At 64.6% G+C, this 15,791-nt stretch carries 14 protein-coding genes; 2 read left to right on the forward strand and 12 right to left on the reverse strand.

The genetic code is table 11. The annotated features are described in order from the left end of the window. Nucleotides 1–206: 206 nt before the first annotated feature. The 5 genes from GD628_RS09165 to GD628_RS09185 form a co-directional block, all read right to left on the reverse strand. Nucleotides 207–608 carry a cytochrome c oxidase subunit 4 gene (locus GD628_RS09165; RefSeq protein ID WP_091604723.1) on the reverse strand — a complete coding sequence of 134 codons (402 nt, stop codon included), beginning with the start codon at nucleotides 606–608 and terminating at the stop codon, nucleotides 207–209. After that, nucleotides 605–2,332, reverse strand: a complete 1,728-nt coding sequence (ctaD, locus tag GD628_RS09170) for an aa3-type cytochrome oxidase subunit I (protein WP_091604721.1) — start codon at nucleotides 2,330–2,332, stop codon at nucleotides 605–607. The genes GD628_RS09165 and ctaD overlap by 4 nt, the downstream gene beginning before the upstream one ends. 18 nt (nucleotides 2,333–2,350) lie before the next feature. Next, a complete protein-coding gene (ctaC, locus tag GD628_RS09175; protein ID WP_091604718.1) occupies nucleotides 2,351–3,196 on the reverse strand; it encodes an aa3-type cytochrome oxidase subunit II in 846 nt (281 codons plus the stop codon). Between the two features lie 185 nt (nucleotides 3,197–3,381). Next, a complete protein-coding gene (locus tag GD628_RS09180) occupies nucleotides 3,382–3,771 on the reverse strand; it encodes a HesB/IscA family protein (protein ID WP_055241041.1) in 390 nt (129 codons plus the stop codon). A 110-nt stretch (nucleotides 3,772–3,881) separates the two neighbouring features. Then, nucleotides 3,882–5,288, reverse strand: coding sequence for a dipeptidase (locus GD628_RS09185; RefSeq protein ID WP_152274495.1), 1,407 nt, complete (start codon nucleotides 5,286–5,288; stop codon nucleotides 3,882–3,884). A gap of 129 nt (nucleotides 5,289–5,417) precedes the next feature. Between GD628_RS09185 and GD628_RS09190 the strand changes: the two genes are divergently transcribed. Next, complete coding sequence (locus GD628_RS09190; RefSeq protein WP_091604712.1) at nucleotides 5,418–6,020, forward strand: DUF3043 domain-containing protein; 603 nt, start codon at nucleotides 5,418–5,420, stop codon at nucleotides 6,018–6,020. Nucleotides 6,021–6,110: 90 nt separating this feature from the next. Here GD628_RS09190 and GD628_RS09195 read toward each other — a convergent pair whose 3' ends face one another. Beyond that, on the reverse strand, nucleotides 6,111–7,184 hold the full coding sequence (locus tag GD628_RS09195; RefSeq protein WP_152274496.1) for a quinone-dependent dihydroorotate dehydrogenase: 1,074 nt from the start codon (nucleotides 7,182–7,184) through the stop codon (nucleotides 6,111–6,113). A 78-nt stretch (nucleotides 7,185–7,262) separates the two neighbouring features. On the opposite strand from GD628_RS09195, the gene GD628_RS09200 reads away from it, so the two are divergent. After that, the gene (locus tag GD628_RS09200) at nucleotides 7,263–8,318 is read left to right on the forward strand and encodes an alpha/beta hydrolase (RefSeq protein WP_152274497.1); all 1,056 of its coding nucleotides are present in this window, start codon (nucleotides 7,263–7,265) and stop codon (nucleotides 8,316–8,318) included. Here GD628_RS09200 and GD628_RS09205 read toward each other — a convergent pair. From GD628_RS09205 to GD628_RS09230, 6 genes are all read right to left on the reverse strand, one after another. Continuing rightward, nucleotides 8,315–9,112, reverse strand: a complete 798-nt coding sequence (locus GD628_RS09205) for an isoprenyl transferase (protein ID WP_226802451.1) — start codon at nucleotides 9,110–9,112, stop codon at nucleotides 8,315–8,317. The two genes, GD628_RS09200 and GD628_RS09205, sit on opposite strands and share 4 nt — an antisense overlap. Before the next feature lie 2 nt (nucleotides 9,113–9,114). Next, a complete protein-coding gene (recO, locus tag GD628_RS09210) occupies nucleotides 9,115–9,867 on the reverse strand; it encodes a DNA repair protein RecO (RefSeq protein ID WP_152274499.1) in 753 nt (250 codons plus the stop codon). A 119-nt stretch (nucleotides 9,868–9,986) separates the two neighbouring features. Further along, nucleotides 9,987–11,735, reverse strand: a complete 1,749-nt coding sequence (leuA, locus tag GD628_RS09215) for a 2-isopropylmalate synthase (RefSeq protein WP_152274500.1) — start codon at nucleotides 11,733–11,735, stop codon at nucleotides 9,987–9,989. A 178-nt stretch (nucleotides 11,736–11,913) separates the two neighbouring features. Continuing rightward, nucleotides 11,914–13,314, reverse strand: a complete 1,401-nt coding sequence (locus GD628_RS09220; RefSeq protein WP_226802452.1) for an LCP family protein — start codon at nucleotides 13,312–13,314, stop codon at nucleotides 11,914–11,916. A 239-nt stretch (nucleotides 13,315–13,553) separates the two neighbouring features. Continuing rightward, on the reverse strand, nucleotides 13,554–14,483 hold the full coding sequence (gene era, locus GD628_RS09225; protein WP_091604691.1) for a GTPase Era: 930 nt from the start codon (nucleotides 14,481–14,483) through the stop codon (nucleotides 13,554–13,556). After that, complete coding sequence (locus tag GD628_RS09230) at nucleotides 14,476–15,783, reverse strand: hemolysin family protein (RefSeq protein ID WP_377955599.1); 1,308 nt, start codon at nucleotides 15,781–15,783, stop codon at nucleotides 14,476–14,478. The genes era and GD628_RS09230 overlap by 8 nt, the downstream gene beginning before the upstream one ends. Between the last annotated feature and the right edge of the window lie 8 nt (nucleotides 15,784–15,791).

Here is a 15,791-nt window from a genome sequence, read left to right on the forward strand (position 1 = left end):
TTCGGACATGGGCGGGCCGGACCTTCCTCTGGGTGGGGTGCTTATCCAAGGATACCGGGGGCACACGCCGGCCACGGACTTCCTGCCCTCCCCTCCCAGGGGTTCGTCCGGCCTGCCCCGGAACGCCCGCACATGGAAAAAACCGGAGGGCCCGCAGGTACCTGCGGGCCCTCCGGCCAACTGATCTTTAGTTGTGGCTGCTAAGCCTAGTGCGCGTGGTTACCGCGGCTGTATTCGTAAACCCAGCCGATCAGGCCGACGACGGCGAGGCCGACGCTGATGTACAGCACCCACCATCCGACGGCGAGACCGAGGAAGGCACCGGCGCAGGCGGTCGCCAGGACAAGCGGCCACCAGCTCCAGGGGCTGAAGAAGCCCTGTTCGCCGGATCCTTCGTGGATTTCGGCATCAAGCCGGTCTTCCGGGCGCATGCCCACCCGGCGTGCCGTGAACATCAGGTAGTACCCGATCATCAGGGACATGCCGGCGGTCAGGAACAGTGCCAGGAAGCCTACCGGCTCCATCCACTCAACGAGGTAACCGTAGACAACGCCAACCGCTGCGAAGAACGGCGCCATCAGGAGGAAGAGCTTTGCCTCGATTTTCACTGGACGCTCTCCTTGCGGTCAGCCGAACCGTAGACCTTGCCCGGTGCGGACTCGTTGGTGACGGTCTGCTGCAGTTCCGGGTGGTGCAGGTCCAGGGCCGGACGCTCCGAACGGATTCGGGGCAGCGACGTGAAGTTGTGGCGCGGCGGCGGGCAGGAAGTAGCCCACTCGAGAGAGGCACCGAAGCCCCACGGGTCATCCACTTCAACCTTCTTGCCGTGACGCCAGGTGATGTACACGTTCCAGAAGAACGGGATCAGGGAGGCACCCAGGACAAAGGAGGCGATCGTGGAGAACTGGTTCATCGCGGTGAAGTTGTCTTCCACGAGGTAGTCAGCGTAGCGGCGCGGCATGCCGATGACACCCAGCCAGTGCTGGATCATGAACGTGCCGTGGAAGCCCAGGAACAGGAGCCAGAAGTGGATCTTGCCCAGGCGTTCATTGAGCATCTTGCCGGTCCACTTGGGCCACCAGAAGTAGAAGCCTGCGAACATTGCGAAGACGACGGTACCGAAGACTACGTAGTGGAAGTGTGCAACCACGAAGTAGGTGTCCGAGACGTGGAAGTCCAGCGGCGGAGCCGAGAGGATGATGCCGGTCAGGCCACCGAAGAGGAAGGTGATCAGGAAGCCGATGCTCCAGAGCATCGGAGTTTCAAAGGTGATCGATCCTCGCCACATGGTGCCGATCCAGTTGAAGAACTTCACGCCGGTCGGTACCGCGATGAGCATGGTCATGAAGGCAAAGAACGGCAGCATGACGGCGCCGGTCACGTACATGTGGTGGGCCCACACGGTCACGGACAGGGCAGCAATGGCAATCGTTGCGTAGACCAGGCCCTTGTAGCCGAAGATCGGCTTGCGGCTGAAGACCGGGAAGATCTCCGACACGATGCCGAAGAACGGCAGGGCGATGATGTACACCTCGGGGTGACCGAAGAACCAGAACAGGTGCTGCCAGAGGACTGCGCCGCCGTTCTCGGGATCGAAGATGTGCGCACCGAACCGGCGGTCCGCGCCAAGTGCGAACAGAGCGGCAGCCAGCGGCGGGAACGCCATCAGGATCAGGATGGCGGTAACCAGCGTGTTCCAGGTGAAGATCGGCATGCGCCACATGGTCATGCCCGGGGCACGCATGCAGATGATCGTGGTAATGAAGTTCACCGCACCCAGGATGGTGCCGAAGCCGGAGAGGGCAAGGCCGAAGACCCAGAGGTCACCACCGACACCCGGGGAGAATGTCGTGTTCGACAATGGCGCATAGGCGAACCAGCCAAAGGAGGCGGCGCCCTGCGGGGTGATGAACCCGGAAACCGCGATGGTGCTGCCAAAGAGGAAGAACCAGAACGCCAGCGCGTTAAGCCGGGGGAAGGCGACGTCGGGTGCGCCGATCTGCAGCGGCATCATCACGTTGGCGAAGCCGGCGAAGAGCGGGGTTGCGAACATCAGCAGCATGACGGTGCCGTGCATGGTGAAGAGCTGGTTGTACTGTTCCTTGGTCTGCAGGATCTGCATTCCGGGTTCAAACAGCTCGGCACGGATGACCAGGGCCATCACGCCGCCGAGGCAGAAGAAGATGAATGACGCGATCAGGTACATGTACCCGATGGTCTTGTGGTCAGTGGAGGTGATCCAGTTGACGACGATGCGTCCCTTGGAGACCGGCACAACGCGCGGTGCGACCCGCGTGCCTGATTCCTCCGAAGTGTATTCCAGGGTAGTCATAGCTTTCCTCCTACCTCCTTACTTCGTCGGATTCAGGTTGGTGTTGCGGTCGTATTCAGCACCCAGCTGGCCATCGTCGAGGGTAGCGATGTACGCCTCGTACTCGGCCTCGGAGACGACCTTCACATTGAAGAGCATTTCAGAGTGGTACTCGCCGCAGAGCTCGGCACACTTGCCTTCGAAGGTGCCCTCCTGCTGCGGGGTGAGGGTGATGTAGTTGGTGCGGCCCGGGATCATGTCCCGCTTCTGCAGGAACGCAGGCACCCAGAAGGAGTGGATGACGTCGCGCGAGTTGAGCTGCAGTTCAACGGACTTGTTGACCGGCAGGTACAGCGTGGGGAATTCGTCCTGGGACTTTTCCTCGCCGTCCAGGTTGACCTGGACACCGCTGTAGTACTTGTCTTCCTTGACGTAGTTGAAGTCCCAGGCCCACTGCTTGCCGCGGACGTCCACAATGACGTCCGGATCATCAACGCGGGCGTCGAGTGCCCGGATGTCGCGGTCGGTGAAGAAGAAGAGCACCAGGACCATGAACAGCGGGATCGCCGTGTAGAAGATTTCCAGCGGCAGGTTGTAGCTGAGCTGGCGCGGGTAGCCGGTCTCGTTCTTCCGGCGACGGTAGGCGATGATGCACCACAGGATCAGTCCCCAGGTGAGGATACCTACGGCCAGAGCAGCAATCCATGAATTGACCCAGAGGTCCATGATGCGGCCGGTGTGGTTGGTCGTGTCCCGTTCCGTGGGCAGCCAGCCCTTTTGGACATCTGATGAACAACCCGATAAAAACAACGCGCCGGCCGACGTTACGGCTGAGATCTTTAAGATCCTGGCGCGTCGGCTGCTGGTTCGGTCCTGCGAACTCACAGACGGCCCTTCCTCTTGTTACGTGCAAGTGCGGCACAGCGGACAGAAAAATCCCCCAGCTGCGCACGATCAGTTTTACTACTACGTGTAGAGCTTACCCCGGACGCGGTGCTGTCCAGTGACAGACCGCACCGCGTGCCGGGCAGAATACCCTCTATTACGGCCCGAAAGCCGCGGTTTCAGGCCTAGTGGAAGGAGTCTCCACAGGCGCAGGAGCCACCGGCGTTGGGATTGTCGATGGTGAAACCCTGCTTGGAAATCGTATCTTCGAAATCGATCGAGGCTCCGGCCAGGTACGGCACGCTCATCTTGTCGACGATGACCTCGACGCCGTCGAAGTCGCGTACGGCGTCCCCGTCGAGCACGCGCTCGTCGAAGTAAAGCTGGTAGATCAGGCCCGAGCAGCCTCCGGGCTGAACGGCAACCCGCAGCCGCAGGTCGGTGCGGCCCTCCTGCTCAAGGAGGGAGCGGACCTTGCCGGCAGCTACCTCGGAGAGCATCACGTCATGCGTGGGCAGTTCTTCGGCGGCTTCGGTTCCAACCAGGCCAGCGTTCTCACTCGTGGAAGTGCTCATTGCTTCTCTCTTTCCGTCCGGGCGGCCGGCCCGCTCAGCAGCTTGGCGCTGTGCGGGCCGGTGCCAGTTCACTCAATGGTACGTCGGCGCACCCCTTCAGCAGTAACGGGCTAAGGGGTTTCCTGCATTCCCAGACGGGCCAAAAGAAGGGCCTCAGCGAGAATCGCATTCTCGAAGTCACCCAGGTGCAGGGACTCGTTAGCCGAGTGTGCCCGGGAATCCGGATCTTCCACGCCGGTGATCAGGATCGATGCCTGCGGGAAGACCTCCACGAGGTCCGCAATGAATGGGATTGAGCCGCCGACGCCCATCTCGACGGGCGTTGCTCCCCACGCTGTTTCCAGGGCCCACAGAGCAGTCTTGGCGGCGGGGGCAGAGGTGTCGGTGGCGAAGGCGTTGCCCCGCTCCCCCGGAGTGAAGGTCACTTCGGCACCGAAGGGTGCGTTGGCTGCCAGGTGGCGGGCCATGGCGTCCATCGCGGCTTCCGGGTCCTGCCCGGGTGCCAGGCGCATGGAGAACTTCGCCCGTGCCGTGGGCTGGATGGTGTTGGAGGACATCGCCACGGAAGGTACATCGATGCCGATGATGGACAGTGCCGGCTTGGTCCAGAGGCGGGACGCGATGGACCCCTCCCCCGCCAGCCGGACAGAGTCCAGGACCGAGGAATCCTGCCGGAAGTCGTCCTCCGGGTAGTCCACGGCGGCGTCGTCGAATCCTTCCAGTCCGTCAATGGCGAGGTTGCCGCGCTCGTCGTGGAAGGTGGCAATGAGCCGGGCCAGCAGGGTCGGCGCATCAAGGACGGGTCCGCCGAACATCCCCGAGTGCACGGCATGGCCAAGCACCCGCACCTCGAAGGTCCCGTCGACCAGTCCGCGCAGGCTGGTGGTCAGTGCCGGCGTGCCGATCTTCCAGTTGCCGGAGTCGGCAACCACTATCACGTCGGCACGAAGCAGGTCCCGGTACGTTTCGAGGAAGGTGCGGAAGGTCGGGGAGCCGGCTTCCTCTTCGCCCTCAATGAAGAACGTGATGCCTACGCCCGGCTCGTCGCCGAGCACATCGTTCAGCGCACGCAGGGCCGCAGCGTGGACCATGATTCCGGCCTTGTCATCCGCCGCACCGCGGCCATACAGCCGGCCGTTGCGTTCAGTCGCCGTGAACGGTTCGGTTTCCCAGAGCGCCGGATCGCCCGGCGGCTGGACATCGTGGTGGGCGTACAGGAGAACCGTGGGCTTGCCCGGCGCGGCAGGACGGCGGGCCACGACGGCGGGGCCTCCGGGCTTGCCGTTGTTGTCCACCCGCAGGATCTGCACGTCCTCCAGGCCTGCGCCGCGGAGCAGTTCCGCGACGGCGTCCGCCGAACGGTCCAGGTTTTTCGGATCGAATGAATCCCAGGCGATACCGGGAATGGCTACCAGCCTGGTGAGGTCCTCGAGCGTGCGGGGAAATGCCGCCGCCACGCTGGCGCGCAGCGCTTCTTCGTCCGGGACCGTGCTGGAGGTGTGGGAAGAGGAAGTCATAGGGCACACCCTACAACCGCGCACCCTGCCGCTTCGAGGCGCGGGCCTGCGGCAACGCCCGCAGCTGCCGGGTTTTGGCCGCGCCGTAACGGCCGCGCACGGCCTGTGGGGTTCAGGTATCCTTGATGAGTGTTCGGACGAAAGAAAGAAGCGCCCACCGCGCAGGAAACTGTGGATCAGGCAGCTGCAGCCCAGGCCGAGTCGCCCAAGTCCGGCGGCTCCACCGGCAAGGGTGCCCCCACCCCGCGGCGCAAGGACCAGGTAGCGGCACGTCAGCGCCCGCTGGTCCCCAATGACCGCAAGGCCGCCCGCGAGGCAAGCCGTGCCGCCATGCGCGAGGAACGCCTGAAAACGCGTGCCGCCCTGGATACCGGCGACGAACGGTACCTGCCCCTGCGGGACAAGGGGCCCAACCGCCGCTTCGTTCGCGACGTCGTGGACGCGCGCTGGAACGTCGGCGAATTCGTGATGATCGCCGCGGCCGTCTTTGTGGTGGCCAGCTTCATCCAGAACCTCACTGTCCAGAGTTTCATCCTTATGGCTTTCTGGGCACTGATCGTTCTGGTGATCGTGGACAGCATCCGCATCCGCTTCCTCCTGCGCCGCCGGCTCACCGAGAAGTTCGGTGGGCCCAACCAGGGCGACGTCTGGTACGGAATTTCCCGCGCCCTGCAGCTGCGCCGTTTCCGTCTCCCCAAGCCGCAGGTACGCCGCGGCGAGAAGGTCTCGTAGCGGATTCCTGCCTCCCGGGCATAGATACAGACAACGAAGAAGGGACCGGTTCGGCCGGTCCCTTCTTCGTTGTCTGCCCTAGACGGTTTTTCAGCCCCGGCGCTGCAGCGCCCTCAGGCGGCGGTTGATCCGCCCGGCCCAGAACGGCCCTTCGTACAGGAACGCCGTATAGCCCTGAACGAGGTTGGCCCCCGCAGCGAGGCGCTCCTGAACGTCGTCTCCGGTTTCAACGCCGCCCACGGAGATGATCACCGGGTCCGGGCCGAGCGCGCTGCGCAGCCGGCGAAGGACCTCCAGCGAACGCTGTTTCAGCGGCGCCCCGCTGAGCCCGCCGACTCCGGCGGCAATAACCGTTTCCGCGTCGGTGACCAGGCCCTGACGTTCGATCGTTGTATTCGTGGCAACGACGCCGTCGAGCTTAAGGTCGAGCGCCAGGCGTGCGACGTCATCGATGTCCTCATCGGTGAGGTCCGGAGCGATCTTCACCAGCAGCGGCACGTGCCGCCCTGCAGTTTCATCGGCTGTCCGTCCCACTGCGGTCAGCAGCGGACGCAGCGAATCGATGCTCTGCAGCTGACGCAGCCCCGGCGTGTTGGGTGAGCTCACGTTCACAACCAGGTAATCGGCGTCGGCAGCGAGCAGCCGGGTACTGGCCAGATAGTCCTCAACGGCGTTCTCGAGCCCTACCTTCTTGGTCTTGCCGATGTTGACGCCGACGATCGGGCGGCTGCGTCCCCAGCGCCGGTACAGGCCATCGACGGCTTTCCGCACCCGGGGCGCGACCGCGGCGGCGCCGTCGTTGTTGAATCCCATGCGGTTGATGACGGCGCGGTCCTCCACCAGGCGGAACAGCCTGGGCTTGGCGTTGCCGGGCTGCGCCTGGGCCGTCACCGTGCCGAGTTCAACGTGGCCAAAGCCTAGATTCGCCAGTGCAACGACGGCGGCGCCTTCCTTATCAAAGCCGGCGGCCAGTCCGAAGGGCGAGGGAAACTTCAGGCCCAGCGCATCGACTGCCTGGTCCGGGGCCGGACGGGTCAGGGCACGCAGCACCGGCGCGGCAGGGGTGAAGGCTGCGGCACGGATGGCCTCATAGCCGATCTTGTGGGCTTTTTCGGGGTCCATTCCGGAGAACACCATCCGGAAGAACGTGGGGTAGACGCGCATGTTTTAATGTTTCCACTCGCGGTCTCCTGCACCAAATCGCGGTCAGGGAGCACCGACTCGTTCGTGTATTTTCAATACATGGGGCAGAACTGGCAACCTGACAGGCTCGGCGACGGCTACCGGGCACTGACGCTTGAACTTGGCGAGGATGACGAAGGCCCGGTGACCGCGACGCTGGTGTCCTACACACCGGAGCCTCCCCCGCCGCCGTCGCTGACCGGGCGGATCAGGGAACGGCTGGCGCGGCTCCGCACGCCGGTGGAGCCTGCCCCGGTGAATGCAGTGGTTTACATCCACGGCTGGGCGGACTACTTCTTCCACACTGAACTGGCGCGCTTCTGGGCCGGGCGCGGAGTCGCCTTCTATGCCGTGGACCTGCGAAAGTACGGCCGCAGCCTCCGTCCGGGACAGTCCGAGGGGTTCATTACGGACCTCTCCGACTACGACGCGGACATCGAAGCAGCCCTGGCCGCCGTCGAAGCCGACATCCGCGAAAGCCGCGGGACCCAGACACCGGTGCGCCTGACCCTCATGGCGCATTCAACCGGCGGCCTGATCGCCTCGCTGTGGGCGCACAGGCATCCGGGCCGGATTGTGGCGCTGATCCTGAACAGCCCCTGGCTTGAACTGCGCGGCAGCTCCCTGGCCCGCAACGCCGCTGCCGGCCTGCTTGAACCGCTGGCGCGCACCCGCCCCAAGACCCGGCTGAAGATCCCCGAGCTGGATTTCTACTGGCGGTCCCTCAGCGCGGAAGCGGACGGCGAGTGGGAACTGGATCCGGTCTGGAAGCCGCCGGGCAGCTGGCCTGTCCGGGCCGGCTGGATCACTGCTGTGCTGGCCGGCCATGCCAAGGTGGCCCGCGGGCTGGACATCACGTGCCCGGTCCTGGTGATGGCTTCCGCACGGTCGACCATCGGTGCCACCTGGAACGAGACCATGAAAAGCACGGACAGTGTGCTGGACGTGAACCTGATGGTCCAGCGGGCGCTGCTCCTGGGCCCGGTGGTAACGGTCCTGCGTTTCGACGGGGCGCTGCATGACGTGATGCTCTCCGCAAAGCCGGTCCGCAGGCTGGCGTATGACCGGCTGGGCAAGTGGGCGGCAACCTACCTGCCCGGACAGCACGGCAGCTAGGCTCCCGCTGCCGCCTGGTCCACCGCTCCCCCGTAGCGCCGGTCCCTGCGCGCGTAGATCTCCACCGCTTCCCACAGGGTCCTCCGGTCGACGTCGGGCCAGAGCGTATTCATAAAAACCATCTCCGCGTACGCGGACTGCCAGAGCATGAAGTTGGAGAGCCGCTGCTCCCCGGAGGTGCGAAGGAAGAGGTCGACGTCGGGAAGGTCCGGCTCATCGAGGTAGCGCTGGATTGTCTTCTCGGAAATGCTTCCGGGACGCAGCTTGCCGGCTTTGACGTCTTCGGCGATGGCACTGACGGCGTCAGTGATTTCGGCCCGGCCGCCGTAGTTCACGCACATGTTCAGGGTGCAGGTGGTGTTGCTCCTGGTCTGTTCCTCGGCTACCTCGAGTTCCCTGATCACCGAGCCCCAGAGCCGGGGCCGCCGCCCGGACCAGCGGATGCGCACTCCCCATTCGTCCAGCTGGTCACGCTGGCGGCGCAGGACGTCCCTGCTGAAGCCCATGAGGAACCGGACTTCTTCCGGGGAACGCTTCCAGTTCTCGGTGGAAAAGGCATACACGGAAACGTGCTTGATGCCGATTTCGACGGCGCCCGCCATGACGTCCAGGAGTGCTGCCTCCCCCGCACGGTGTCCTTCGGTGCGCGGCAGTCCGCGCTGGTTGGCCCACCGGCCGTTGCCGTCCATCACGATCGCCACGTGCGCCGGAACCAGGTCGCGGGGAACCGGCGGCGGTACCGCACCGGAAGGATGCGGCCACGGAACAGCCGGAGAGTTGCGGGGAGGAACCAAAGCTATACACGCTCCACATGTTGAAGGGACTTAACTACCCGTTCCAGGTGCCATTGCAGGTAGCTGGCTACCAGCCCTGCCGATTCCCGGCGGGGCTGTGGACCGGAGGCGTCTGCGTACCCCCAGTCGCCGCTGAGCAGTGCCGCAAGCAGCAGCATGGTTTCGGCGGACGGAGAGGCAGAGCCCGGCGGCCGGCACGCCGGGCACACGGCACCGCCGAGCGGGGCGGAAAACGCGCTGTGCGGACCGGACGCCCCGCAGCGGGCACAGTCAGTAAAGGACGGGGCCCAACCCGCTGTGGACAGTGCCCGCAGGAGATATGAATCGAGGATCAGTTCCGGTGAGTGGGCTCCGCGGCTCAGGGCGGCCATTGCACCGATGACCAAATGATAATGGGCGTTCGCGGACTCGCCGTCGACGTCGGTTAGGCGCTCGGCCGTCTCGGCGACTGCGGCTGCAGCCGTGTAGCGCGCGTAGTCTGCGGCGATACCCGCACCATAGGCCCCCTTGGTCTGGACCTGGGTCACGATGTCCAGGTTGCGCCCGTGGGAGAGCTGGAGGTCAACCACCATGAAGGGTTCGAGCCGGGCGCCGAACTTGCTGGACGTGCGGCGCACACCCTTGGCGACGGCGCGGACCTGGCCGTGGTTGCGCGTCAGGAGGATGACGATCCGGTCCGCTTCACCCAGCTTGTGGGTACGCAGCACCACGCCCTCGTCACGGTAGGTCCGTGAAGCGAATGATTTAGTGGCCACGGATCCATTTTCCCACGCTGGACCGCTTTTTCCTGCAGGACGGTATTCCTGCACGCCAGCGCGCCCGGTGCGCAGCTGCGTACCGGGCGCGCTGTCCGGCTGATTGCCGGACGGGGATGCTATTCGCCTGACGCGTCGCGGATCGCCCGGTTCACGGCGGAGATGACGGCTTTCAGCGCCGAAAGCGTGGTGTTGGAGTCGATGCCGACGCCCCACAGCACACGCTCGCCTACGGCGAGTTCAACATAGGCCGCGGCCATTGCCTTGCCGCTTGCGGACAGTGCGTGCTCCGAGTAGTCCAGCAGCCGCACATCCACGCCGTCCTGGCTCAGGATCTGCAGCAGCGCGTCAATGGGACCGGTTCCGGATGCTACCCGGCGCTGCTGCACGCCGCCGGTCCGCAGGCTGGCGGTCAGCAGGAATGAACCGTTCTCCGCAGTGTCCGCGGTGACGGAGCTGAGGGCGTAGTGGCCCCACGGCTCGGCGCCGGTGTCCGGCGTGGTGGGCAGGTACTCGTCCTGGAACACACGCCACAGTTCGGCACCGGTAACTTCGCCGCCCACGGTGTCTGTGCGCCGCTGGATGACTCCGGAGAATTCGATCTGTGCGCGGCGCGGAAGGTCCAGGTTGTGCTCGTTCTTGAGCAGGTAGGCCACGCCGCCCTTGCCGGACTGCGAGTTCACGCGGATGACCGCTTCGTAGCTGCGGCCAATGTCCTTCGGGTCGATCGGCAGGTAAGGCACGCCCCATTCGAGTTCGTCCACGGACTTGCCGGCTGCAGCGGCTTCCTTCTCCATGGACTCGAAGCCCTTCTTGATGGCGTCCTGGTGGGATCCGGAGAATGCCGTGAAGACCAGGTCGCCGCCGTACGGGGACCGCTCGGGAACGGGCAGCTGGTTGCAGTACTCGACCGTCCGGCGGATTTCGTCCATGTTGGAGAAGTCGATCTGCGGGTCGATGCCCTGGCTGAACATGTTCATGCCCAGGGTGATCAGGTCCACGTTTCCGGTGCGCTCTCCGTTGCCGAACAGGCAGCCTTCGATTCGGTCCGCACCGGCGAGGTAGCCGAGTTCTGCCGCCGCAACCCCGGTTCCGCGGTCATTGTGCGGGTGCAGGGAGAGGATGATCGCCTCACGGTTGGCGAGGTTGCGGTGCATCCACTCGATGGAATCCGCGTAAACGTTCGGTGTTGCCATTTCAACCGTGGCCGGCAGGTTCAGGATCATCTGCCGGTCGGTGGAGGCTTCCAGGACTTCAGCTACCGCGTTCGAGATGCGCAGGGCGAAGTCCAGCTCCGTGCCGGTGTAGGACTCGGGCGAGTATTCGTAGGTCACATCGATGCCACGCAGCTGCTCTTCGTACTTCTTGCACAGTCGCGCTCCGGTCAGCGCAATGTCCACGATGCCGTCCTGGTCCGTGTTGAAGACGACCTTGCGCTGCAGCACCGAGGTGGAGTTGTAGAGGTGGACAATTGCGCGGTCGGCGCCTTCGAGGGCTTCGTAGGTGCGTTCGATGAGGTGCTCGCGGGACTGGGTGAGGACCTGGATCGTGACGTCGTCCGGGATCCGGTCGCCCTCGATCAACTGGCGGACAAAGTCGAAGTCCAGCTGGGAGGCGGACGGGAATCCGACTTCGATTTCCTTGTAACCCATGTTGACCAGCAGGTCGAACATCTTGTGCTTGCGTTCCGGCGTCATGGGATCGATCAGCGCCTGGTTACCGTCACGGAGGTCGACGGCGCACCAGCGCGGTGCCTTGGTGATCACTTTGTCCGGCCAGGTGCGGTCTGGCAGATCCACGCTGATCTGGTCCTGGAACGGAACATACTTGTGGATCGGCATGCCGGAGGGCTGCTGTGCGTTTCGCATAATGTCTGGGGTGGCCTTTTCTTTGAGAGCTTTAGAAATGGTGGCCGGGCAACACAAACTCCGCAGCGAGGGTTCGGCCTAAACAGTGGGTTGCGTGGCCTCGCCGCGGCAGCTAAGAAGGAGGATCTCTGCGCGCACGTGCCCAGACTAGCACGCACGTTTAGGGGCTATAGAAAACTCAGTAACCGAACGCTGACTGGCACGTAACCTGCGCCGCGGTCTGTCCGGTCAGGCCGCCAAGATCCCCCGTGTCCTCCATGACGTTGCCCTTGGTGAAATCGGACCCTACCTGCACGACGACGCCGGTCACGGCAGAGCTCACGGCAACCTGGGATGCGGGAATGTTCAGCGCTTCGGCAACTTCCAGGGCCATATCGTCAAAGCCCGGCGCGAAGAAGACCTGCGTGCCCGGAGACGTTGAGGCGGACAGGCCGCCGGCCAGTGCCTGCGTGAACCCTTCGCTGAGCAGGTACTTTGCCAGCTCGGCGTCGCGGCCGCTCTCCGTTCCGTCGATGCCATCCAGGATGGTCACCGGAATGGCAGCCGGATCAATCTCGGCATCCACGGGCTCGGGGGTAGTCCCCGGGGTCGCCGTGCCGGGAGTCTCCGCCGCCGGTTCCTCTTCTGCTGCCGCGCCGACGGGCTGGTCTGCGATCAGGGCGTCGAACAGCGGCTGGGCAGCGTCCTCGTCCAGGACCAGCCGGTTGGGATCAAGTTCGTACGGGACAACAGGGACCGTCACGAAAGCGACGTTGCCAAGGTCCACGTCCTTGAGCCGCCCTGCCAGGGCGATGAGCGTGGAGATGTCCGTCAGCCCCTCATCCACGGTGAGGTTCTTCGTCACGGTGTCCGCGATGGAGTACAGCCGGGGAAGGTTGTTCAGCGTCCCCTCGCCCTGGACCTTCCTGACCATGGAGGCAAGGAAGCTCTGCTGTGCCTTGATGCGGCCTTCATCGCCGCCGTTGCCGAAGCCGTGGCGCGTGCGCAGGAACGCCAGTGCCTGGTCGCCCTGGACACTGGAAACCCCCGCGGGGATGTTCAGGCCGGAGAGCGGATCGTCTACCGGCTGGTTGACGCAGACCTCAACGCCGCCCAGGGTGTTGGACAGTTCCTTCACGGCATTGAAGTCGGCCATCATAAAGTGGTCAATGCTCAGGCCGGTCATCTCGTTGATGGCTGCCACGGTGCAGCCGGGACCGCCGTTGCCCAGCGCTCCGTTCAACTGGGCAAGGTCCATCGCCTGGAACTGGAGTCCGGATTCAGGGTCGGTGCAGGCGGGCAGCGGGACCAGCAGGTCGCGGGGGAAACTCACCACGGTCACATGGGACCGGTCCGCCGCCATGTTCACGAGCATCATGACGTCGGAGTTGTTCGAATCCTGGCCGTCCCGGTTGTCGGTGCCCAGCACCAGGATCTGCATCGAATCCCGGTTGGTGTCCGCGGGGATTTCAGGCTGGCCCTGCCCGATGTTCAGCGGTTTGGTGTCGAAGTTGCTCTGCAGGCGCATGAGCTGGACCCCTGCGAACACAAGTCCGGAGACCAGCGTGAGGGAAAGCAGCACTGCCACCGCGGCAAGCACCGGGTGCCCCCCGCGCGCTTTTCCGTTGCCCAGGTGACGACCGCCAGGAACGGGTGAGGGCCGGCGTCGGCTGGTAGCGGCAGATCCGGAGGGACCATGACCTGTAGCGGCACGGCGTGATGGCATAGCCGTTCCCTCCCCTGGATCTGAAACTGATGGCTTGCGAAAATGGATGAACAAAGTGTACGGGCCGTTGCTGGAAAGAAGCTTGGGACCCGGACGGATGCCGCCCGGGGCGGCTAGAATCCCAGCTTTACCAGCTGTTTGGGATCCCGCTGCCAGTCCTTGGCGATCTTTACGTGCAGGTCCAGGTAAACCCGGGTACCCAGCAGCGCTTCGATGCCGCGGCGTGCATTCGTTCCCACTTCGCGAAGGCGTGAACCGCCCCGCCCAATGATAATCGCTTTCTGCGACGGACGTTCAACGTAGAGATTTACCCTGACATCCAGCAGCGGGTTTTCGTCGCTGCGGCCCTCACGGGGGACAATCTCCTCGACCACCACGGCAAGTGAATGGGGCAGTTCATCCCGTACGCCCTCGAGCGCCGCTTCACGGACCAGTTCGGCAACCATCACGGCTTCCGGTTCGTCGGTCAGCTCTCCGTCCGGGTACAGCGGAGGGGACGCGGGCATGTGTGAGGCAAGGACGTCCGCAACAGTGTCCACCTGGAAGCCGTCAGCAGCGGAGACCGGAACAACGTCCGCCCAGCCCGCTTCCCCCAGCACTTCGTTGCCCAGTGCCGTCACGGACATCAGCTGCTTCGCGAGGGCGGCGCGGTCAACCAGGTCCGTCTTGGTAACCAGCGCGACGACGGGCTTCCGCTTCAGCGCTGCCAGCTGGTTTGCAATGTAGCGGTCGCCCGGGCCCACGGCTTCGTTGGCGGGCAGGCAGAACCCGATGGCGTCCACCTCTGCAAGCGTGTCCGCTACCAGGTCATTGAGCCGCTGTCCCAGCAGGGTGCGGGGACGGTGCAGGCCGGGCGTGTCCACCAGGATGAGCTGGGACGTTTCCCGGTGCACGATTCCGCGGATGGTGTGCCGGGTGGTCTGCGGCTTCGCCGAGGTGATCGCCACCTTCTGTCCTACCAGGGCGTTGGTCAGGGTGGACTTGCCGGCGTTGGGCCGTCCCACCAGGGACACGAATCCGGCGCGGAACGTGGGTTCAGTCATTTCGGGGTACCAGTTCTGTTGTTTGTGGGCGGTCCGGGTGGGCCGCCGCCGTCGTATAGTCTTCGCCGTTTTCCGGCTGCCGCCAGGCAAGGACGTGGGAGACCCGGTTGCGCCGTCCTTCGAGCCGCTCGGCATGGAGCACGATCGACTCGACGACTACTTCGCTGCCCACGATAGGCACGCGGCCAAGGGCTTTGGCCAGCAGGCCGCCCACGGTATCCACCTCGTCGTCCTCGAGGCTGATGTCGAACAGTTCGCCGAGGTCATCGATTCCGGCCTTGGAGCTGAGCCGGTAGCGGCCGTCACCCAGGTCTTCGATGTCCGGCCGCTCTGAGTCGTACTCGTCAACGATTTCGCCAACAATCTCTTCGATCAGGTCTTCGAGGGTCACCAGTCCGGCAGTTCCGCCGTACTCATCGATCACCACGGCCACGTGGGTGGACTCGCGCTGCAGTTCCTGCAGCAGCTCCCCCACCGCCTTGGATTCGGGGACATAGCGGACCGGCCGGCAAAAACCGTCCACGGCCTGGCTGCCGGCTTCAGGATCCCGGCCGTGCATCTGGGCCGCTACGTCTTTGAGATAGAGGATGCCGACGATCTGGTCCGCGCTGTCCTCGATGACGGGCACCCGCGAGTAACCCGACCGCAGGAACAGGGACATCGCCTGCCGGAGGGTGGACCCCGAATCGATGCAGACCATGTCAGTCCGCGGGACCATCACCGAACGCACCTTGGTGTCGCCAAGTTCGAAGACGGAATGGATCAGTTCCGCTTCGGTGTTCTCGATCATGTCCGCTTCAGAGGCGCGGTCCAGCAGTTCGCGGAACTCCTCCTCCGTGAAGAAGGCTGCATCCGGTCCCTGCGTTCCCGGGGCGACGGCGGAGCCGACCTTCACGAGCCAGCCGGGGATAGGTCCAAGGATGGTGCGCAGCACGCTCACCAGCCCTGCGGTAAGGACTACGACGCCGGTGACGTGCCGCCGGCCGATCTGGCGCGGGGAGACTCCCACCAGCACAAAACCCACTCCGGCCATGGTGACCGTAGCCAGGAGCCCAGCTAGCCAAAGGTTCTCGACGACGAGCTGGAAGGCCATGGCGACCGACACCGCCGTCGCCATTTCGAACCAGACCCGCCAGAACCGCAGCGCATGCATGTGCGCCACAGGGTGCTGCAGGATCCGCTTCAGCGGTTTCCCGGCGCGGCCGGTGAGCAGCGCCTCGGCTTCATGGCGCGGGAGGTAGCCGTAGGCTGCCTCGGCGGCGGTCAGGAGTCCGGCCAACACCACGAAGGCGATGGCCATGACCACTA

This window comes from Arthrobacter koreensis (genome assembly GCF_009193255.1).
In the GTDB taxonomy this organism is placed as follows: Bacteria; Actinomycetota; Actinomycetes; order Actinomycetales; family Micrococcaceae; genus Arthrobacter_B; species Arthrobacter_B koreensis.